The 19,787-nt window shown below is 53.4% G+C and carries 14 protein-coding genes; 3 read left to right on the top strand and 11 right to left on the bottom strand.

All coding sequences use genetic code 11. From position 1 onward, the window contains the following. Positions 1-189: 189 nt before the first annotated feature. Positions 190-1,518 (bottom strand): tRNA (N6-isopentenyl adenosine(37)-C2)-methylthiotransferase MiaB, encoded by a 1,329-nt coding sequence (miaB, locus tag Q9J80_RS09545; protein ID WP_107860129.1) that lies wholly within the window; start codon positions 1,516-1,518, stop codon positions 190-192. A gap of 203 nt (positions 1,519-1,721) precedes the next feature. Between miaB and Q9J80_RS09540 the strand changes: the two genes are divergently transcribed. Next, positions 1,722-2,135 carry a glucosamine-fructose-6-phosphate aminotransferase gene (locus Q9J80_RS09540; protein ID WP_304674174.1) on the top strand — a complete coding sequence of 138 codons (414 nt, stop codon included), beginning with the start codon at positions 1,722-1,724 and terminating at the stop codon, positions 2,133-2,135. A 63-nt stretch (positions 2,136-2,198) separates the two neighbouring features. Then, positions 2,199-3,482 (top strand): glutamate-1-semialdehyde 2,1-aminomutase, encoded by a 1,284-nt coding sequence (hemL, locus tag Q9J80_RS09535; protein ID WP_304671543.1) that lies wholly within the window; start codon positions 2,199-2,201, stop codon positions 3,480-3,482. Positions 3,483-3,978: 496 nt separating this feature from the next. Here hemL and orn read toward each other — a convergent pair whose 3' ends face one another. From orn to Q9J80_RS09510, 5 genes are all read right to left on the bottom strand, one after another. Next, entirely contained in the window at positions 3,979-4,542 is a 564-nt protein-coding gene (orn, locus tag Q9J80_RS09530; protein WP_301672989.1) for an oligoribonuclease, read from the bottom strand. Positions 4,543-4,559: 17 nt separating this feature from the next. Beyond that, positions 4,560-5,447, bottom strand: a complete 888-nt coding sequence (gene prmA, locus Q9J80_RS09525; RefSeq protein ID WP_304671544.1) for a 50S ribosomal protein L11 methyltransferase — start codon at positions 5,445-5,447, stop codon at positions 4,560-4,562. Between the two features lie 103 nt (positions 5,448-5,550). Then, positions 5,551-6,912 (bottom strand): acetyl-CoA carboxylase biotin carboxylase subunit, encoded by a 1,362-nt coding sequence (accC, locus tag Q9J80_RS09520; protein WP_301672991.1) that lies wholly within the window; start codon positions 6,910-6,912, stop codon positions 5,551-5,553. A 114-nt stretch (positions 6,913-7,026) separates the two neighbouring features. Continuing rightward, the gene (accB, locus tag Q9J80_RS09515) at positions 7,027-7,485 is read right to left on the bottom strand and encodes an acetyl-CoA carboxylase biotin carboxyl carrier protein (protein ID WP_301672992.1); all 459 of its coding nucleotides are present in this window, start codon (positions 7,483-7,485) and stop codon (positions 7,027-7,029) included. After that, positions 7,467-7,721, bottom strand: coding sequence for an acetyl-CoA carboxylase (locus Q9J80_RS09510; RefSeq protein WP_373325235.1), 255 nt, complete (start codon positions 7,719-7,721; stop codon positions 7,467-7,469). The genes accB and Q9J80_RS09510 overlap by 19 nt, the downstream gene beginning before the upstream one ends. A gap of 115 nt (positions 7,722-7,836) precedes the next feature. On the opposite strand from Q9J80_RS09510, the gene queA reads away from it, so the two are divergent. Then, positions 7,837-8,877 carry a tRNA preQ1(34) S-adenosylmethionine ribosyltransferase-isomerase QueA gene (queA, locus tag Q9J80_RS09505; protein WP_301672993.1) on the top strand — a complete coding sequence of 347 codons (1,041 nt, stop codon included), beginning with the start codon at positions 7,837-7,839 and terminating at the stop codon, positions 8,875-8,877. Between the two features lie 350 nt (positions 8,878-9,227). Here the strand turns inward: queA and carB are convergent, their stop codons facing one another. The 5 genes from carB to pilC all read right to left on the bottom strand — a co-directional run bounded on the left by carB (position 9,228) and on the right by pilC (position 19,510). Then, complete coding sequence (gene carB / locus Q9J80_RS09500; RefSeq protein WP_304674175.1) at positions 9,228-12,443, bottom strand: carbamoyl-phosphate synthase large subunit; 3,216 nt, start codon at positions 12,441-12,443, stop codon at positions 9,228-9,230. A 38-nt stretch (positions 12,444-12,481) separates the two neighbouring features. Further along, a complete protein-coding gene (locus tag Q9J80_RS09495) occupies positions 12,482-13,723 on the bottom strand; it encodes an FRG domain-containing protein (protein WP_304671546.1) in 1,242 nt (413 codons plus the stop codon). A gap of 141 nt (positions 13,724-13,864) precedes the next feature. After that, positions 13,865-14,122 carry a SemiSWEET family transporter gene (locus Q9J80_RS09490; RefSeq protein WP_301672996.1) on the bottom strand — a complete coding sequence of 86 codons (258 nt, stop codon included), beginning with the start codon at positions 14,120-14,122 and terminating at the stop codon, positions 13,865-13,867. Positions 14,123-14,252: 130 nt separating this feature from the next. Continuing rightward, positions 14,253-15,383: a glutamine-hydrolyzing carbamoyl-phosphate synthase small subunit gene (carA, locus tag Q9J80_RS09485; protein WP_301672997.1), complete on the bottom strand. Its 1,131-nt coding sequence runs from the start codon at positions 15,381-15,383 to the stop codon at positions 14,253-14,255. A 1,136-nt stretch (positions 15,384-16,519) separates the two neighbouring features. After that, positions 16,520-19,510: a PilC family type IV pilus tip adhesin gene (gene pilC / locus Q9J80_RS09480; protein WP_304671547.1), complete on the bottom strand. Its 2,991-nt coding sequence runs from the start codon at positions 19,508-19,510 to the stop codon at positions 16,520-16,522. Positions 19,511-19,787: the final 277 nt, after the last annotated feature.

Raw genomic sequence — 19,787 nt, 5'->3', positions numbered from 1 at the left:
GATTAACAAAAATCAGGACAAGGCGACGAAGCCACAGACAGTACAGATAGTACGACAAGGCGAGGCAACGCCGTACTGGTTTAAAGTTAATCCACTATATTTCAATCTGCTGTCAATTGAACCGGTACGCTGCAAGACTGAAAAATGCCGTCTGAAACGTTTCAGACGGCATTTTCTCGGCGTGAGGGTTTAGGCTTCGACAACTTTGCCGCGCAGGGAGAAGGTGTAGGCCTCGGTGATTTCCAAATCGATCATTTGGTTAATCATGTCGGGTGTGCCGGTAAAGTTGACCACGCGGTTGTTGGCGGTGCGGGCTTGCAGTTGGTCGGGGTCTTTTTTGGAGATACCTTCGACCAGGCAGCGTTGTACCGTGCCGATCATGGTTTGGTTGATGCGCGCGGTTTCGGCTTCGATGACTTCGTTCAAAGCTTCGAGGCGGCGCACTTTTTCTTCGTGCGGCGTGTCGTCGTGCAGGTTGGCAGCAGGCGTGCCAGGGCGCGGACTGTAAATAAAGACGAAACTCAAGTCGAAGGCAATGTCTTTCACCAGTTTCAAGGTTTGCTCGAACTCACGCTCGGTCTCGCCCGGGAAGCCGACGATAAAGTCGGAGCTGAGGCATAAATCAGGACGGATGGCACGCAGTTTGCGGATGATGGATTTGTATTCCAAGGCGGTGTAGCCGCGTTTCATCGCGCTCAATACGCGGTCGGAACCGCTTTGAATCGGCAGGTGCAGGTGGGAAACCAGCTTCGGCAGGTCGCGGTAGCACTCGATAATCGCGTCGGTAAATTCGCGCGGATGGCTGGTGGTAAAGCGCAGGCGTTCGATGCCGGGGATTTCGTGGACAATGCGCAACAAAGTGGCAAAGTCGCAGATTTCGCCGTTTTCCATTTCGCCGCGATAGGCATTGACGTTTTGGCCTAAGAGGTTGATTTCTTTAACGCCTTGTTGCGCCAAACCGGCAATCTCGGTCAATACGTCGTTGAGCGGACGGGAGAATTCTTCGCCGCGGGTGTAAGGGACGACGCAGTAAGAGCAATATTTGGAACAGCCTTCCATAATGGAAATGAATGCCGAACCGCCTTCTACGCGCGCAGGCGGCAGGTGGTCGAATTTTTCGATTTCGGGGAAGGAAATATCGATTTGTGAGAGTCCGGTGGTTTCTTTGTCAACGATGAGTTTGGGCAGGCGGTGCAGCGTTTGCGGGCCGAAAACCACGTCCACATACGGCGCGCGTTTGACGATGTTTTCGCCTTCTTGCGAGGCGACGCAGCCGGCAACGCCGATGATGAGGTCGGGATTTTTTTCTTTGAGCGGGCGCACGCGGCCCAAATCGGAGAAAACTTTTTCTTGCGCTTTTTCACGCACGGAACAGGTGTTGAACAAGATGATGTCGGCGTCGTCGGGCTGGGTAACCTGCTCGATGCCGCCGTGTTCTTCGGCAAGGACGGACAGCATTTTTTCGCTGTCGTACTCGTTCATTTGGCAACCGAAGGTACGGATAAATACTTTTTTCATGGTTTGTGTCTTTCTCAGGCAGCCGTAATTGCGGGGCTGATTGTTGTTGGAATGAAAAAATTTCAGACGGCATGACGGTGCCGTCTGAAAATCGGTGCGGATTATAGCACGATGTGGGTTTTGTAAACAGAATATTGTTTTTAATATGAATTTATTCGGTTTGGACGGCTGTATAATGAAGGTTTGATTTGACGGAGATGTATATGAGACCAGTTGTATGGGCGGCATTGCTGCTGTGTGCGTGTACCAGCAATTTCGGCGACAGGGAACATCAGTTCCTGCGTGATCAGACGGAAGAAAAAATCGCTCAGTTTGTGGTTAGGGGCAAGACGACCCGGGCGGAAGTGGAAGCGCGTTTCGGGCGGCAAAATCCGTTCGGCTGTTATGCCTATCACGAGGTCAGCCTGCCGCTTTACAATTTTCTGCCGACCAATTTCATTTATATGAAATCGGAGCGGCGGCATTGGGAGTGGTGTGTGGATTACGACGGGGAGGGAGTCGTCCGAGACTACCGCTTTACACATAAAGTGGAAAAAGACGAGCGTTCCGTCATCCGGGATGCGGTTGGCGTCATCCGCAAAGAAGCGGGCAAATCCTTGTCGCAACCTGAAAAATGATAAAATGGGGCTTTCTGCTTCCAAGCCCGAAACCTGCCGTTCAGACGGCATTTGAGGATAAATATGAACCGTAACGAAATTTTATTCGACCGCGCCAAGGCGGTCATCCCCGGCGGTGTGAATTCGCCAGTCCGCGCATTCGGCAGCGTCGGCGGCGTGCCGCGCTTTATCAAAAAAGCCGAAGGCGCGTATGTTTGGGACGAAAACGGCACGCGCTACACCGACTATGTCGGTTCGTGGGGGCCCGCGATTGTCGGACACGCGCACCCCGAAGTCATCGAAGCCGTGCGCGAAGCCGCGTTAGGCGGTTTGTCGTTCGGCGCGCCTACCGAGGGCGAAATCGTCATCGCCGAAGAAATCGCCAAAATCATGCCGTCCGTCGAACGGCTGCGCCTTGTCAGCTCCGGTACCGAAGCCACCATGACCGCCATCCGTCTGGCACGCGGTTTTACCGGTCGCGACAAAATCATCAAATTTGAAGGCTGCTACCACGGCCATTCCGACAGCCTGTTGGTGAAAGCAGGCAGCGGTCTGCTCACCTTCGGCAATCCTTCTTCCGCCGGTGTGCCTGCCGACTTTACCAAACACACTTTAGTCCTCGAGTACAACAATATCGCCCAACTCGAAGAAGCCTTTGCTCAAAGCGGCAATGACATTGCCTGTGTGATTTTGGAGCCTTTCGTCGGAAATATGAACCTTGTCCGCCCGACCGAAGCCTTCGTCAAAGCCCTGCGCGAATTGACTGAAAAACACGGCGCAGTGTTGATTTACGACGAAGTGATGACCGGTTTTCGCGTCGCGCTCGGCGGCGCACAATCGCTGCACGGCATCACGCCCGACCTGACCACGATGGGCAAAGTCATCGGCGGCGGTATGCCGCTTGCCGCGTTTGGCGGGCGCAAAGACATTATGGAATGTATTTCCCCGCTGGGCGGCGTGTATCAGGCAGGCACCTTGTCGGGCAACCCGATTGCTGTCGCCGCAGGCTTGAAAACGCTGGAAATCATCCAGCGCGAAGGCTTCTATGAAAACCTGACCGCCTTGACACAACGCCTTGCCAACGGTATTGCCGCCGCCGCCAAAGCGTACGGTATCGAGTTTGCCGCCGACAGCGTAGGCGGTATGTTTGGTTTGTATTTTGCCAGCCATACGCCGCGAAACTATGCCGATATGGCGCGATCCAATATCGACGCTTTCAAACGCTTCTTCCACGGCATGCTCGACCGCAATGTCGCCTTCGGCCCGTCTGCTTATGAAGCAGGTTTCGTTTCCGCCGCGCATACGCCCGAGCTGATTGACGAAACGGTTGCGGTTGCGGTTGAAGTGTTCAAGGCGATGGCTGCATGATGTTTTGACGAACAGGGTTTTTCTGTTCGATTTGTTTGGCAGATTGAAGTAAGAATGCACACCGCCGTCATTCCCGCGCAGGCGGGAATCCAGACCTTTCAGTTTCTGTAATGATTGAAAATAACGTGCCGAAATCAGCCGCACCCGGCAGGAAGCCGCCGCCACCTGAAACAATGCCGTCTGAAGCCTTCAGACGGCATTTTATCGGAAGCGCATCAGAAAAAACGGATAGCGACATATGCGGTAAAAGCAAGGGCAATTACATAGATAAACCCCTTTATAAATTCAAAAGTCTCATCTATATCGCTATATTTTTCTTTCAGTTCGTCAGATTTTCGATAACGTTTCATTTTCAAGACCACTTCATGACCAACAAGCCCGACCTTCCGGATTCCCGCCTGCGTGGGAATGACGGGCGTGTATATTTTTGATTTCAATCTGCTGTAAAAATGCCGTCTGAAATGCAAACAGCGTTTCAGACGGCATTGTTTGTTTCTTATTGCGCTTCGGCTTTCGGGGCGGAAATCAGAAAGTGTTCGCGGTAGTGGCGCATTTCTTCGATGCTCTCCAAAATGTCGTCCAATGCCTTGTGCGAACCGCGTTTGACGACGCTTTTGGCAACGGGCGGATTCCAGCGTTTGGCAAGCTCTTTCAGCGTAGAAACGTCGAGGTTGCGGTAGTGGAAGTAGTTTTCCAGTTTCGGCATATATTTGACCATAAAACGCCGGTCTTGGTGGATGGAGTTGCCGCACATCGGCGTGGCGCGTTCGGGTACCCATTCCGACATAAAGTCCAGCAGTTTCTGTTCGACTTCGGCTTCGGTATGCGACGATTCGCGTACGCGCTGTGTCAGCCCCGTCCTGCCGTGTGTGGCGGTGTTCCACTCGTCCATATTGTCGAGCAGCTCGTCGCTTTGGTGGACGGCGTAAACTTCGGATTGTGCCAATACATTCAAATCCGAGTCGGTAATAATCATCGCGACTTCGATAATGCGGTTGGTTTCGGGATTCAGCCCCGTCATTTCCATATCGAGCCAGCAGAGGTTGTTTTTATCCTGCATGATGTTTCCTTTGCTTGTCAGCGTTTTGTCCCGCTCAATCGTGCCCATCCTTCTTCGGTTTCCGCAGGATCGAGATCGAACCATTGGCTGTAAATGCCGCTGAGTTCTTCGATTTGTTCGTCCAACAAACCGGATAACACGATGCGGCCGCCTTGTTTGGTGCGGGCGGCGAGCATTTCGCCGAGCATACGTAAAGGGTTGGCGAGGATGTTGGCAACAACTACGTCGAATTGCCCTTGAGGCAGGCCGTCGGGCAGGAAGAATTGTGCATCGATGTTGTTCTGTTCGGCGTTGTCCTTGCTGGCACGGATGGCCTGTTCGTCAATATCGACGCCGACGGCAGAACCTGCGCCGAGTTTGAGGGCGGCGATGGTCAGGATACCTGAACCGCAGCCGTAGTCGAGGACGCTTTCGCCGTTTTTGAGTTGTGTATCCAACCATTTGAGGCAGAGGCGCGTGGTCGGGTGGCTGCCGGTTCCGAAGGCTAGTCCGGGATCGAGGCGTAGGTTGACGGCAGTGCCTTCGGGGGCTTCGTGCCAAGAGGGGGTAATCCACAGGCGTTCGGAAATTTGGATGGGGTCGAATTGCGCTTGGGTCAGGCGTACCCAGTCTTGGTCTTCAAGGGTTTCGCCGGTGTATGCCAAGTCTTTTAATCCGCATTCTTGTGCGGCGGTTTGGATGATGGAGGCGGCTTCGTCGTGTTCGCCGAACAGGGCGATGACTTTGCTCTGCTGCCAGATTTGTTCGGTCGGCATACCGGGTTCGCCAAAGATGGCTTGTTCGTTTTCGGTGCCTGCATAGGCATCTTCAATGGCGGCGGAGAGTGCGCCGTGTTCCATCAGGGTGTCGGCGAGGCGTTCGGCGACGGCATCGTTGACGTTGATGGTGATTTGTTGGTAAGGCATAGAGGGCTTTCTTGGAAATATCGAAATCGGTTTCAGACGGCGGAGCAAGGGAAATGCCGTCTGAACGCGGAAGGGCGGCTTCAGACGGCATATCGGCGGCGGTTTACTTGTCCTGTTTGGCTTTGCGTTCTTCCAGCCAGTGTTCCAGATAATGGATGCTCACGCCGCCTTTTTGGAAACCCGCATCGGCGAACAGGTCGCGGTGCAGCGGCGTATTGGTTTTGATGCCGGTTACCGCCAGCTCGGCGAGTGCGACGCGCATTTTCGCCATTGCCTGTTCACGCGTTTTGCCGTGTACGCAGACTTTGCCGATCAGGCTGTCGTAATACGGCGGGATGCGGTAGCCTTGGTAGATGTGGCTGTCCACGCGGATGCCGAAGCCGCCGGGCAGGTGGCAGCTTTCAATCGGACCCGGGCTGGGGATGAAGTTGTACGGGTCTTCGGCATTGATGCGGCACTCGAAGGCGTGTCCTTCGATTTTGATGTCTTTCTGTTTGTATTGCAGCGGCAGACCGGATGCGATGCGGAGTTGCTCTTGGACGATGTCCACGCCGGTGATGAGTTCGGTAACCGGATGCTCGACCTGAACGCGCGTGTTCATCTCGATAAAGAAAAATTCGCCGTCTTCGTATAAAAACTCAAACGTGCCCGCGCCCCGGTAGCCGATGCGTTTGCACGCGTCGGCACAGGCTTTGCCGATTTTTTTGCGTGCCTCTTCATCGATGAACGGGGCGGGTGCCTCCTCGATGACCTTCTGGTGGCGGCGTTGCAGAGAACAGTCGCGTTCGGCAAGGTAGACGGCGTTGCCGTGTTCGTCGGCAATTACTTGGATTTCGACGTGGCGCGGACGTTGCAGGTAGCGTTCCATATAAACCATCGGGTTGCCGAATGCCGCGCCTGCTTCGGCCTTGGTCATTTCGACAGATTGGAGCAGGTCTTCTTTTTTCTCGACCACGCGCATACCGCGCCCGCCGCCGCCGCCGGAGGCTTTGATAATGACGGGATAACCGACTTTATCGGCGATTTTGAGGATTTCTTCGCCGTCGTCGGGCAATGCGCCGTCAGAGCCGGGAACACAAGGTACGCCCGCTTCGATCATGGCGTGTTTGGCGGATACTTTGTCGCCCATCAGGCGGATGGTGTCTGCTTTAGGGCCGATGAAGATAAAGCCCGATTGTTCGACCTGTTCGGCGAAATTGGAGTTTTCGGCAAGGAAGCCGTAGCCGGGGTGGATGGCATCTGCATCGGTAACCTCGGCGGCGGCGATAATGGCGGGGATATTCAGATAGCTTTGCGCCGAGGAGGCGGGACCGATACACACGGATTCATCGGCAAGTTTGACGTGGAGGCTGTCTTTGTCGGCTTCGGAGTGGACGGCAACGGTGGCAATGCCCATTTCACGGCAGGCCCGCAGCACCCGCAATGCGATTTCGCCGCGGTTGGCGATTAAAACTTTTTTCAACATGATGACTTTTCCTGTGGTTTCAGGCGACCCGACATAAAAGAGGCGGGTGCAAAAATGCTGGAAGGAGAAAGCATTTCAGACGGCATCGGGAATCTATGCCGTCTGAAAACAGGATTATTCTATAATGAAGAGCGGTTCGCCGAATTCGACGGGGGTACCGTTTTCGACCAGGATTTCTTTGACCGTACCGGATTTTTCGGCTTCAATTTCGTTCATCAGTTTCATCGCTTCGATGATGCACAAGGTGTCGCCGGCTTTAACTTGTTGTCCGACTTCGACAAATGCGGAAGCATTCGGGCCGGGTGCGCGGTAGAACGTACCGACCATGGGTGATTTTTGCGCATTGGACAAATCTCGGGCTGCAGGTGCTGCGGCAGGCGCGGGGGTTGTTGCGGTTGGTGCCGGTGCAGGTGCGGCAGCCATGGTTGCGGCAGGTGCGGGTGCCGCATAAACCGGGGCTGCTGCGATGGTTCGGGTAATGCGGACTTTTTCTTCGCCTTCGGTAACTTCGATTTCGGCAATACCGGATTCTTCAACCAGATCGATCAGTTTTTTTAATTTGCGCAAATCCATTTTTGTTCCTTTAACGGCTGCCGGTTTTTCGGCGGGCTGTTGCGTTGGTTTTTCAGAAAACAGCCGGCTTGCGGCAACGGCGCAAACCGGGCGGAATGGTGTTCGGATACGGTTTTCCTGTGGTGGAAAACGACCGTGGGAATGTGTCCATTTTCCCGAAGTTGTCGGCAAATGTCCAGTAAAATATTAAAAAACAGCAGTTTTTGGTGGAAATATGCAGGAGGTCGGTTTGGTATGCGAGGTATGCTTTGTCGAGAGTGTTTATTCTAATTTATTGGTTTTTTGGACAAAGATGCCGTCTGAAAAAGATAAGTGCGTATAATGGCCGCTGTTCCGAATGAAAGTGTCACAATGGATATCTCAGATTTTGATTTTACCCTGCCCGAAAAGCTGATTGCCCAGCATCCGCCTGAAGTGCGCGGCAGCAGCCGCCTTTTGGTTGCGTTGCCCGATATACCGCTGCAAGACCGGGTATTCGGCGATTTGCCCGATTATGTCGAGGCAGGCGACGTTTTGGTATTCAACAACACTAAAGTCATGAAGGCACGGCTGTTTGGTCAGAAAGATAGCGGGGGCAGAATCGAGGCTTTGATCGAGCGTGTTTTAGACAGTCATACCGCACTGGCGCATATCCGTTCGTCCAAATCGCCCAAGCCCGGTATGGGGCTGGTGTTTGAGGGCGGTATTCGCGCCGTGATGGTCGAGCGTGAGGGCGAACTGTTCTGCCTGCGTTTTGAAGGCGGTCAAACCGTTTACGAACTTTTGGAACAGAACGGCCATTTGCCCCTGCCGCCTTATATTGAACGTGCCGCCGATGCGGATGACGACAGCCGTTATCAAACCGTTTATGCCAAATATCAGGGTGCGGTCGCCGCGCCGACGGCGGGCCTGCATTTTACGGAAGAACTTTTGCGCCTCCTGAAAGACAAAGGTGCAGTAACCGCAGAAGTAACCTTGCACGTCGGTGCGGGAACATTCCAACCCGTGCGTGTGGAAAAAATCGAAGAACACAAAATGCACAGCGAATGGTTTGAAGTGCCGTCTGAAACCGTCGCCGCCGTTGAGGCGGCAAAAGCCCGGGGGAACAAGGTCTGGGCGGTCGGCACGACTTCCATGCGCGCCCTCGAGTCTGCCGCGCGCGCGACGGGATACTTGAAAGACGGGCAGGGCGACACCGATATTTTCATCACGCCGGGCTACCGTTTTAATGTTGTCGACAGGCTGGTTACCAATTTTCATTTGCCGAAATCGACGCTGCTGATGTTGGTCAGCGCGTTTTCGGGTATGGGTCATATCCGCGCCGTGTATCGTCATGCGGTCGAACGCGAATACCGTTTCTTCAGCTACGGCGATGCGATGATTTTGGGGCGGAACGAAGAGGGCAGGCTTTAAACCGCCGCTGTCCGTTGCAAGACAGATGCCGTCTGAACCGTGGTTCGGGCGGTATTTTTATGGATGTCCGACAGTTGGATAACACACCGCCCCAAATCGCGGTGCTTAAAAGTATAGTGGATTAACAAAAACCGGTACGGCGTTGCCTCGCCTTAGCTCAAAGAGAACGATTCTCTAAGGTGCTGAAGCACCAAGTGAATCGGTTCCGTACTATTTGTACTGTCTGCGGCTTCGTTGCCTTATCCTGATTTTTGTTAATCCACTATAAAAGAAAGTGAGGGCTATGTGCAACAAAATGCCGTCTGACACCATAAAGGCTTCAGACGGCATTTTTCAAGCCGATTCGGGTATCAGCTGCGGTTTTTCAAACGCCCGTGCAGCTCTTGAACGCTGTACACGCCCAGATGGTCGCGGCTTTTCGCGCCTTCGCTCATCGCTTCGCCGCCGGCGGTGGTGGTGTATTGCGGCACGCGTTGCTGCAATGCGCTTTGGCGGATGATGTGGCTGTCGGACACGGATTGCGGATCGCTGGAAACGGTGTTCACGACCAGTGCGATTTCGCCGTTTTTCAGCGCGTCGCCGATGTGCGGGCGGCCTTCGGGGACTTTGTTGATGGTTTGTACAATCAGTCCCTGTTCGGTCAGGTATTGCGCCGTGCCGCGTGTGGCGCAGATGCCGTAGCCTAAAACCTGGAAGTTTTTAGCGGTTTTGATGACGCGTTCTTTGTCTTCTTCGCGCACGGAGAGGAAGATTTTGCCGGTCGGGTTGAGGCGTTCGCCCGAGCCGAGTTGGGCTTTGTAGTAGGCTTCGCCGAAGCTTGCGCCCACGCCCATCACTTCGCCGGTGGAGCGCATTTCCGGACCCAAAATCGTATCCACGCCCGGGAATTTGATGAATGGGAACACGGCTTCTTTAACGGCATAGAAATCGGGGACGACTTCTTTTTCCACGCCTTGCTCTTTCAGGGAAATGCCTGCCATGCAGCGTGCGCCGACTTTGGCGAGCGGCACGCCGGTGGCTTTGGAGACGAAGGGCACGGTACGGCTGGCGCGCGGGTTTACTTCCAACACGAACACCACGTCGTCTTGTACGGCAAACTGTACGTTCATCAGACCGATCACGCCCAGCGCGTACGCCATCGCTTTGGTTTGGCGGCGGATTTCGTCTTGGATTTCTTCGCTTAAGGAGTAGGGCGGCAGCGAGCAGCCGGAGTCGCCGGAGTGGATGCCTGCCTGCTCGACGTGCTGCATAATGCCGCCGATAACGACGTCTTTGCCGTCTGAAACGCAGTCCACATCCACTTCAATCGCGTTGTTCAAGAAGAAGTCGAGTAGCACTGGGCTGTCTTCGGAAACTTGTACGGCTTCGCGCATGTATTTTTGCAAGGCTTCGGCGGAGTGGACAATCTGCATCGCACGCCCGCCCAAAACATAAGACGGACGCACGACCAACGGATAGCCGATTTCTTCGGCTCTCACGAGGGCTTCTTCTTCGTTGTGGGCGATGCGGTTGGGCGGTTGGCGCAGGCCTAAGTCGTTCAACACTTTTTGGAAGCGTTCGCGGTCTTCGGCGGCATCGATGCTGTCGGCAGATGTGCCGATGATGTTCACGCCGTTTTCAACCAGCGCGTTGGCGAGTTTGAGCGGGGTTTGACCGCCGTAATGCACAATCACGCCCCACGGATTTTCGGTGCGGACGATTTCCAACACGTCTTCCAGCGTCAGCGGCTCGAAATACAGGCGGTCGCTGGTGTCGAAGTCGGTGGACACGGTTTCGGGGTTGCAGTTCACCATGATGGTTTCAAAGCCCGATTCGCGCAGGGCGAGCGCGGCGTGAACGCAGCAGTAGTCAAACTCGATGCCCTGACCGATGCGGTTCGGGCCGCCGCCGAGAATCATCACTTTTTTACGGTCGGAAGGACGCGCTTCGCATTCTTCTTCGTAAGTGGAATAGAGGTAGGCGGTTTCGGTGGCGAACTCGGCGGCGCAGGTATCGACGCGTTTATACACGGGATGCAGCTTCAGTGCGTAACGGTGTTCGCGCACTTCTTTTTCTTTTATGCCCAAAAGCTGTGCGATGCGTTTGTCGGAGAAGCCTTTGCGTTTCAGACGGCGTAAGGCGGCGAAATCCAAATCACTCAAAATGCCGTCTGAAACCGCTTTTTCTTCTTTCACCAAGTCTTCGATTTGCGCCAAGAACCAAGGGTCGATGGCGCAGATTTCGTGGATTTCTTCCAGCGTGAAGCCGGCGCGGAACGCATCGGCTACAAAGAGCATACGTTCAGGGCCGGGGTTGGCCAGTTCGCGGCGGATTTCCGCTTTGTCGGAGCTTCTCGGATTGAAGCCGCACAAGCCGGTTTCCAAGCCGCGCAGGGCTTTTTGGAAACTTTCCTGAATGGTGCGGCCCATCGCCATTACTTCGCCCACAGATTTCATCTGCGTGGTCAGGCGGTCGTCTGCGGCGGGGAATTTTTCAAATGCGAAACGCGGGATTTTGGTCACGACATAGTCGATAGAAGGCTCGAACGACGCGGGGGTTTTGCCGCCGGTGATGTCGTTGCGCAACTCATCCAGCGTAAAGCCGACCGCCAGTTTTGCCGCCACCTTCGCAATCGGGAAGCCCGTCGCTTTGGAAGCCAGCGCGGACGAACGGCTCACGCGCGGGTTCATCTCAATCACAATCATCTCGCCGTTTTCAGGGTTCACCGCAAACTGCACGTTCGAGCCGCCCGTGTCCACGCCGATTTCGCGCAATACTGCCAACGAAGCATTACGCATGATTTGGTATTCTTTGTCCGTCAGCGTTTGCGCCGGCGCAACCGTAATCGAGTCGCCCGTATGCACGCCCATCGGGTCGAAGTTTTCAATCGAGCAGATAATGATGCAGTTGTCGTTCTTATCGCGTACAACCTCCATCTCGTACTCTTTCCAGCCGAGCACGGACTGCTCAATCAACAGCTCGTGCGTGGGAGACGCATCGAAACCGCGTTCGCAAATCGCCAAAAACTCGTCTTTATTGTAGGCAATACCGCCGCCCGAACCGCCCATGGTGAAAGAAGGACGAATCAGGGTAGGGAAGCCGACCTGTTCCTGCGCCGCCAAAGCTTCGTTCATCGTATGGCAAACAAAGGATTTCGGGCAAGAGAGGCCGATTTTTTCCATCGCCTCCTTAAAGCGGCCGCGGTCTTCCGCCTTGTCGATCGCATCTTCCGTCGCGCCAATCAGCTCGACATTGTATTTCGCCAGCACGCCGTTGCGCGCCAAATCCAGCGCACAGTTCAGCGCGGTCTGGCCGCCCATCGTGGGCAAAATCGCATCGGGTCGCTCCTTGGCGATAATCTTCTCCACCGTCTGCCACATAATCGGCTCGATGTAGGTAACATCCGCCATTTCAGGGTCGGTCATAATCGTGGCGGGGTTGGAGTTTACCAAAATGACTTTGTAGCCTTCTTCACGCAAAGCCTTACAGGCCTGTGCGCCCGAATAGTCAAATTCGCAGGCCTGACCGATAACGATAGGGCCGGCGCCGATGATAAGGATGGATTTTAGGTCGGTACGTTTAGGCATGGGTGGGTCTCTTTAAACTGAATTGAATGATAAATGATTTACATGAATTTTTTTATATAATGTGCATGGTTTATAATCTCAGGGAAAATGGTAGCATCATTAATCGACATGAGTTTATCTAATTCTGTTTTAAGATTGTCTTTTGATGTAGCAGATATTTTCAATTTTTGTATAGGAACGATGTCTTTTTGTTCTTCTAAACTATTTAGCCCACATAGTAAAAATGCACCTTGTTGAGCCAATATTCTTCTATTATTCATTTTCCCCTTAACAATATAATTTGAAAGTAGGTCTTTTGGATTAATGTCATCATCAAAATGATTTTTTTCCATCTTAATAAAATGGAGAAGTCTTTTTACACTAGGATTCGAATGAAATTCGTTTATAGCTGTTTGACGTTTTTGTACATCATTGGGTTCATCTCTTACGAAATTTCTACATAACTCCTTAATTTTCTCCCTTTCACCTTGTGTTAGAAATGCCAAATTTGCAAGACAACTTACTGTATCACTATCATAATATTTCAAGGTACTTTTTTTGACTTTGAAAATAAAAATACATCCATCAGCCATTTTTGGCTTCCCATCTTTATTATGTACTATTTCATTATTTTTTTGCTTTTCTTCAACAGAGTTAAGAGAAAAGTATAATGCAACCAATGGATTAAATGTTAAATCTATTAATCGGGTAGGTAATTCATAATGCTGAGCCTTTATAAGTTGTTCAAAAGTTGTATTTGTATCTGAAAATTCATTTGGATACGAAGAAATAAGTTCTTTGATAAAAACATTTTCTTTCCCATCTAATCCATCTCTTTTAATAGATGGTACTAAATCCCATTGAATACTTGATTGTCCTCTATACAATAAGAGTTCATCATCTTTAATTTCGTCTTTAATTTCACTTAAGGTCTTAATTATCCCGTTTAAATCTGAATGAGGGCGTTTTGATTGTTTAGTTTGTTGAGTACTCATGAATTTTCCTAATGAAATAGTTATATTGTTAAAACATAGTAAACATAGCAAGCCATAGTCCGCATAGTAAGGTGTGTGCGATACGCACGCACGCGTTCTCCATTTTCCCTGCAACCCCAACCCACCGCGTGTGTGCCTTGCGGCACACACCCTACCGACGGGTTCAAAGACAGCCTGAAAAAACGCTTGCGGCGTTTGTCCCATCTGCCTGGCGATAAAGGTTGTCTGAAAATCCCTGCTGTTGATATTTCGGGCGTTCTCCGAATCGCGGAAATTTCCCCACTCAAAAAATTCCCTAATTGCCAAAATACAAGCTTTGCTGTCCTCTCTCTAACGCTCTCCCACGGGAGGGAGGCGGGTTTTCGGCTTGAGTTAAATATTGCGGCAAGACAATTTTTTCAGACGGTTTTTTTGTTTTTATTTCGCACAGGCCGTCTGAAAACTTCCTTAAAAGCTGGTAATAAACGTAATCAAGCCCAAAAGGATGCCTGGGGCGTTTGCCAGCATAACGGGGTAGTCGCGTTTTTCTTTCAAAAAGCCGTAGGCAGTCCATAATGTGCAGTTGATGGCGGCAACGAAGGGTTGCAGCGGCGAGCCGTGGTTGCCTGCGAGGTTGTTTTGGATTTGCGGGATGTAGGAAACGTACATACCCACGGCGGTCAGGGTGGCGGCGGCGGAAAGGATGCGTATTTGTTTTTCAGTCAAAATAAGTCCTTTCTGATTTTGGGATTTTGGGGCGGCAAGCGGTGTCGGGATACCGTCCGTATGCCTTGTATCGGAATCTGTTTGCGGGTTCGGACGGCATACTTTCCGGATGCCGTCTGAAACAGCCGGTTTATTGTTTTGCCGCCTCCATATTGCCAATGAATTTGTCGAACAGGTAGCCGACATCTTGAGGACCCGGGCTGGCTTCGGGGTGGCCTTGGAAGCAGAATACAGGTTTGTCGGTCAGTTCGATGCCTTGCAAGGTGTTGTCAAACAAGGACTTGTGGGTAATCCTTGCGTTGGCGGGCAGGGTGTCGGCATCGACGGCGAAACCGTGGTTCTGGCTGGTGATGACGACTTTGCCGCTGTCCAAGTCTTGTACGGGGTGGTTCGCGCCGTGGTGGCTGAAGCGCATTTTCAGGGTTTTCGCGCCGATGGCGAGGCTGATGAGCTGGTGTCCCAAGCAGATGCCGAAAATCGGTTTGCCGCTTTCCATCAGTTTTTGCACGGATTCGATGGCGTAGGTGCAAGGCTCGGGGTCGCCGGGGCCGTTGGACAGGAACACGCCGTCGGGATTGAGTGCCAACACGTCTTCCGCGCTCGTTTGGGCGGGGACGACGGTCAGGCGGCAGCCGCGCGAGGCGAGCATACGCAGGATGTTGGTTTTCACGCCGAAATCGTAGGCGACGACGTGGTAAGGCTGTTCGTCGGGGGTAACGAAACCTTTGCCCAATTCCCATTCGCCTTCCATCCATTCGTAAGTTTCCGTGCAGGAAACTTCTTTTGCCAAGTCTTTGCCGACCATGCTGCCGAACGCGGCGATGAGTTCTTGCGCTTTTTCGATTGTGGCATCCGCGCCGGTCAGAATCGCGCCGCCTTGCGCGCCTTTTTCGCGCAGCAGCGTGGTCAGGCGGCGGGTATCGATGTCGGCGATGGCGACGGTTTTGTTGCGTACCAAATAGTCGTGCAGGCTTTCGGAGGCGCGGAAGTTGCTGTGCAAGAGCGGCAGGTCGCGGATAATCAGGCCGGCGGCGTAAACGCTGCGGCTTTCTTCATCTTCGGCGTTGGTGCCGGTATTGCCGATGTGGGGGTAGGTGAGGGTAACGATTTGTTTGCAGTAGGACGGGTCGGTCAGGATTTCCTGATAGCCGGTCATCGAAGTATTGAACACGACTTCGCCGGAAGTCGAACCTTCATAACCGATTGATGTGCCGTGAAATACGCTGCCGTCAGCGAGGACGAGGAGGGCGGGGGTGCTCATGATGGGAATCCTGTTTTTAATAAAATTCTTGACAATGCCGTCTGAAGGGACTTCGGCAGGGTCATCCGGTCGGAAAAATCCGGTCAAAAAAAAACACGCCGCGCAAGATAGACGCGTAACGTGCTTTTCGGGCAAGTGCCTATACCCTGAAAGCAGCATATTTTAAGACGAAACATACCCGATTTCAAGCGCGAACGCGTCCGGCGGGCCTGTATGTTCGCGCGAAAACGGAAATCTGTGGCGTAAAACCGCCCGCCCCGCGCCCACTATGCCCGTTACGCATTTCCCCACGTCCGCCCTGCGAAACTATGGAAATACCCGAACCGTCAGAAATACCCAAACTGTCAGGAATACCCGAATCGTCATTCCCGCGCAGGCGGGAATCCAGACCTGTCGGCACAGAAACTTATCGGGAAAACGGTTTCTCCAGTCCTGAGTCCTAGATTCCCACTTTCGTGGGAATGACGGGATGTAGGTTTCCTTAACCCTGCATTCTAGATTCCCGCCTGCGCGGGAATGACGGCGCATAAGTTTTTGTGTTGATTTGAGTACACCGCAAGGTGTTGCGTAGGGTGGGCTTCAGCCCACCGATTCCACCAATTCCAACACCTCCGCCGTATCCCGCCATTTTCAGACGGCATCGGTTTGACGGCGTTTCATTTGCCGCCCCCATCCCGAAAACGCAAACAATGCCGTCTGAACGCTCTTGTAGGGTGGGCTTCAGCCCACCGATTCCATCAATCCCACATTTCCACCGTTTTCACCGAATACCCCGAATCCGCCCCTTTTCACAATCCGGCTCTACGCAACTGAACCGTCATTCCCGCGCAGGCGGGAATCCAGACCTGTCGGTGCGGAAACTTATCGGGTAAAACTGAAGGTTTCTCCAATCCTGAGTCCTAGATTCCCGCCTGCGCGGGAATGACGGCGCATAAGTTTCCGTGTTGATTTGAGTTTTGGTATTTTTGCCTGACGGGGTGAAAAATACAGTTGCTACGGTTCGATGTGCGGACAAATCTAGATTCCCGCCTGCGCGGGAATGACGCGTTTCATTTGCCCCCTCCGAAAAACGCAAAAAAATGCCGTCTGAAGGGCTTTCAGACGGCATTTGCGGAAAAATCGGACGTGCGGGCGGGTTAGAAGAAAACCTCGCGCCAGCTTACCCGTTTCATATTGCAGATCGGGCCGGCAACGTCCAAGTCGGACATATCGTTCATCAGCAGCGTGTGCACGCCTTTGCTGAAGAAGCAGCGGTTGCCGGATTTTTGGAAGGGGGTGTTGTCATTGCCGCTGCCGCCCGCGTCGCCGTCTGCCGTTGTCGGGTTGTCGCTTGTCTTTTGGCTGTCCAAATAGCTTGCGGTCAGCAGTTTCGGATAAACATATCCGCTCGGGCAGACGGTTTCAGTGCCTTTTTCCATACAGCCCACGGGGATATTGTTGCCTTTCGCGTCTTTTTTCTCGCCGACTTTTTTTGCCACGCGGGGATCAGGCACGACGGGGCGCGCGCTTTTCTTCGTCAGCCTGCCGCCGTCGGAGGTATTGATGCCCAAAAATGCCGTTTCCGCGCCGCAGCCGTTGGCATTGTAGTTGCGGATGGTAACAAAGGCGGTACGCAATACCACGGTCGGTTTGACGGTAACGCGCTGTCCGGCTTCCAATTTCACTACCCAGCCCTTGTCGCCCGAGCCGTCAGACCTTTTGTAGTTGCTCAAGAACAGCATACTGCCGTCTTTTGTCAGCACTTGTTCGAGCAAGCCTTTGCCCTGTCCGTCTTCTGCCGGCAAAGATTCCGTATCGTTATCGAAAATACCGTAAACGTGTTGGATGTCTTGGCTTGCCACATCTTCTTCGGTCAAATCGCTGCCCGTGCCGAAGATGACGACGCGTTTGTCTTTCAGTTGGGAAACGGCGGGCGCGGAAGTAATCGGCTTCGTGCCTTGGAAAATGGCGCGTGCAGACCATCTGGTCGGGTCGTTGCCGCCCAAATCAAAGCGGTACATCTTGCCGCCCCGATCGCCGGCATAGGCAATATCGACAATGCCGTCCAAATCCGTATCGACAAGCGTGGGGGACGAAAGCCCGCCCTTGCCGCCGGGTGCGGTAATTTTTGCAATCAGCGTGCCGCTGCTTTCCAAATCATACACATACAGCGCGGTTGTATTTTCTTGGCTGTTAACGTCCTTAGTCGCATAACCGGAGGCGAGGAAGGCGGCGTATTTGCCGTTGTGGGTTTTGCCGATTTGCGGTGTGCCGACGGTGTAGCCCAATCCGTTGTCTTTTACATCAAACAGGGAAACGCCGGTCTGGTTGCTTTCGGCTTTGGTCAAATCCAAAGCATACGCGCCTTTGCCGCCCTGACCCATCGCGCCGAACATAAACACGCGGTTTCCGGCTTGGCGCAAGACAAAGCCGCCGTCCACACCGTACAAACCGCCCGTGTAGTTTTCGTTGGCAAAATGGTGCAGGTCTTTTGCCAAAGTGGAATCTTTATTGTCCAAATCTTTGCGCGGCATTTCAGCGGGGATGTAGCTGAGCTTCAGATTGTAGCCGCCGCCGCTTTTTTTGAAGATATGCACCATCCCGTCGTTGGCGGCGGTTGCCAGATAGTCGCCGACCGCCGTTACCGGGCTGTTGACGATGTCGCCCAAATCGCGCTTGCCGTTGTCGCGGATGCGGTATTGCTGGCTATACAGTTTGCCGCGTGTTGAGGCATCTATCGCATTGTTAAAATAGTTAAACTGATTGTCGTTTCCATCGCGCCTGTCGGTCCAGCGCAATAACACGTCTTTCCACTCTTGCTGATTATTCCCATTATCGCCGATATCGAACGTGCCATTCGTAATGCCGTTAATATTGCTGTCGCTCAAGGATACGCCGTTTGCCAAGCGGATTGCCGCCTTGCGTCCGGTAAAGACGGGTTCGGTAAACCCTTTGCTTGGCAGATAATCCGCGCCGCCTTTTTTCTTATTGTCTTTATCCAAGGTGTAAAAGAGGATGCGGCTGCTTGCCGACTTGGGATCGGTAACGACCGCCGCCGCCTTGCCCGGGAAACCCGCGCCCAAAGGGGCGGGGGCGACGATGGCGTATTGGCTGCCGTCCGGGGCGGCAGCGGTATATTGAGGCCGCGTACAGCCGCCCGCGCCTATGCTCGGAAGCTGGAGTTTTACGTCGACATGGCCCTGTTCGCGTACCTTATATATCGTTGCCGTCCGCCCCCTGCCGTTTTCGTTATGCGGCATAAAGGCGAAGTTGGGCATACTAATCTCGCCCAGCTTGATTTCTTGGGCGTTGAGGCTGCCGGAGTTGCCCAGCATATGCAGTTTGGCGCGCAGGGCGAAGACTTGACCCTTGCTTCTTTCCCCTGTCGGCTGGGTAACCATTTTGCTTACTTCGGTATGGTCTTTCTGAATGGCGAGCCAGTTTTCCGGCGTTTTGCCGTCCGATAAAGCCAATTGGAAGGAAACGCCCAGCCACGGATGGTCTGTCAGCTTGTATATCGGCAGACCGTCCGGACTGGTTCCCACCGATGTGGAATCGAGCGCGCTATTGGTAAAGTCGAAAAAAAACTGGAAAGGCAGGTCGGGACACTGGCGGCTTTGACCCGTCGATACACCCAAGCCCTTGAGGAAGCAACTCAAGCCGGTAAAATCGTAACCCATTTTCCCTTTGTGGGTGGTTGTCAGCCAGTTATCGGTCTTGCGCCCCGCCATATTGTCGGCATCAAGCCCGGAAACCTTGCCCCACAGCGGGGCGGAACCGCCGCCGAGAATCAGCTTCCCACCGGTCTTGCCCGCAAGCAGCGTGTCGGTGTTTGCGTAGGTGAGTTCATAAGTCAGTGCGGCGAGAAATGGACACCCTTGTGTGGTATCAAATTTGATACCCAGTTCCCTACATATGTTTCTTCCCGGGCGTGTAGAGCTTCCGATTGGGAAAGTTTCTTTCTTACCCGTGCGTACGCCTTTGTTGCCGGGTGTCTGGTCGCCTTTTACGCTGCCGTCGTCGTTGACGATAAAATTGAAATTCGCGGTATCGCCCACGCCGAACGCCTGTTGGGACGATACCGCCAAGAGCATCGCGGTGTAAACCGCAGTATGGCGGAGCAAGTGCCGTTTGGGTGTTTTTTTCATATCGTTTTCCTTTTCCGTTTTCCTTTTTGGGTGAAACCCCGCCGCTCGGACATCCGTCCTTCGCGGCGGCAGAATCAGACTTTGTTTGGGAGGGGCGCAACCCCTTCCGAATCGGGGCGGCACACAGGGCGACGCTTTATGTGCCGCCCTGCGTGCCGAAACATAGGTTTCGCAGGGTGTTTCGCGGGTTTCGCAGGGCGGGTGCATCAGTTTCCGTGCCGAAAGGTCTGGATTCCCGCTTTCGCGGGAATGACGGATGGGAACGGCGCACGGGCAT

The organism is Neisseria blantyrii (genome assembly GCF_962747855.1).
Lineage (GTDB): Bacteria > Pseudomonadota > Gammaproteobacteria > Burkholderiales > Neisseriaceae > Neisseria > Neisseria viridiae.
The sequence above is the reverse complement of the archived record's forward strand: the minus strand, read 5'-3'. Positions and strand labels throughout refer to the sequence as shown.

Bases quoted from the DNA above. Each gene is read 5' to 3' on its own strand.
- miaB (WP_107860129.1), bottom strand. From the start codon at position 1,518: ATGAAAAAAGTATTTATCCGTACCTTCGGTTGCCAAATGAACGAGTAC.
- Q9J80_RS09540 (WP_304674174.1), top strand. From the start codon at position 1,722: ATGAGACCAGTTGTATGGGCGGCATTGCTGCTGTGTGCGTGTACCAGC.
- hemL (WP_304671543.1), top strand. From the start codon at position 2,199: ATGAACCGTAACGAAATTTTATTCGACCGCGCCAAGGCGGTCATCCCC.
- orn (WP_301672989.1), bottom strand. From the start codon at position 4,542: ATGCAGGATAAAAACAACCTCTGCTGGCTCGATATGGAAATGACGGGG.
- prmA (WP_304671544.1), bottom strand. From the start codon at position 5,447: ATGCCTTACCAACAAATCACCATCAACGTCAACGATGCCGTCGCCGAA.
- accC (WP_301672991.1), bottom strand. From the start codon at position 6,912: ATGTTGAAAAAAGTTTTAATCGCCAACCGCGGCGAAATCGCATTGCGG.
- accB (WP_301672992.1), bottom strand. From the start codon at position 7,485: ATGGATTTGCGCAAATTAAAAAAACTGATCGATCTGGTTGAAGAATCC.
- queA (WP_301672993.1), top strand. From the start codon at position 7,837: ATGGATATCTCAGATTTTGATTTTACCCTGCCCGAAAAGCTGATTGCC.
- carB (WP_304674175.1), bottom strand. From the start codon at position 12,443: ATGCCTAAACGTACCGACCTAAAATCCATCCTTATCATCGGCGCCGGC.
- carA (WP_301672997.1), bottom strand. From the start codon at position 15,383: ATGAGCACCCCCGCCCTCCTCGTCCTCGCTGACGGCAGCGTATTTCAC.
- pilC (WP_304671547.1), bottom strand. From the start codon at position 19,510: ATGAAAAAAACACCCAAACGGCACTTGCTCCGCCATACTGCGGTTTAC.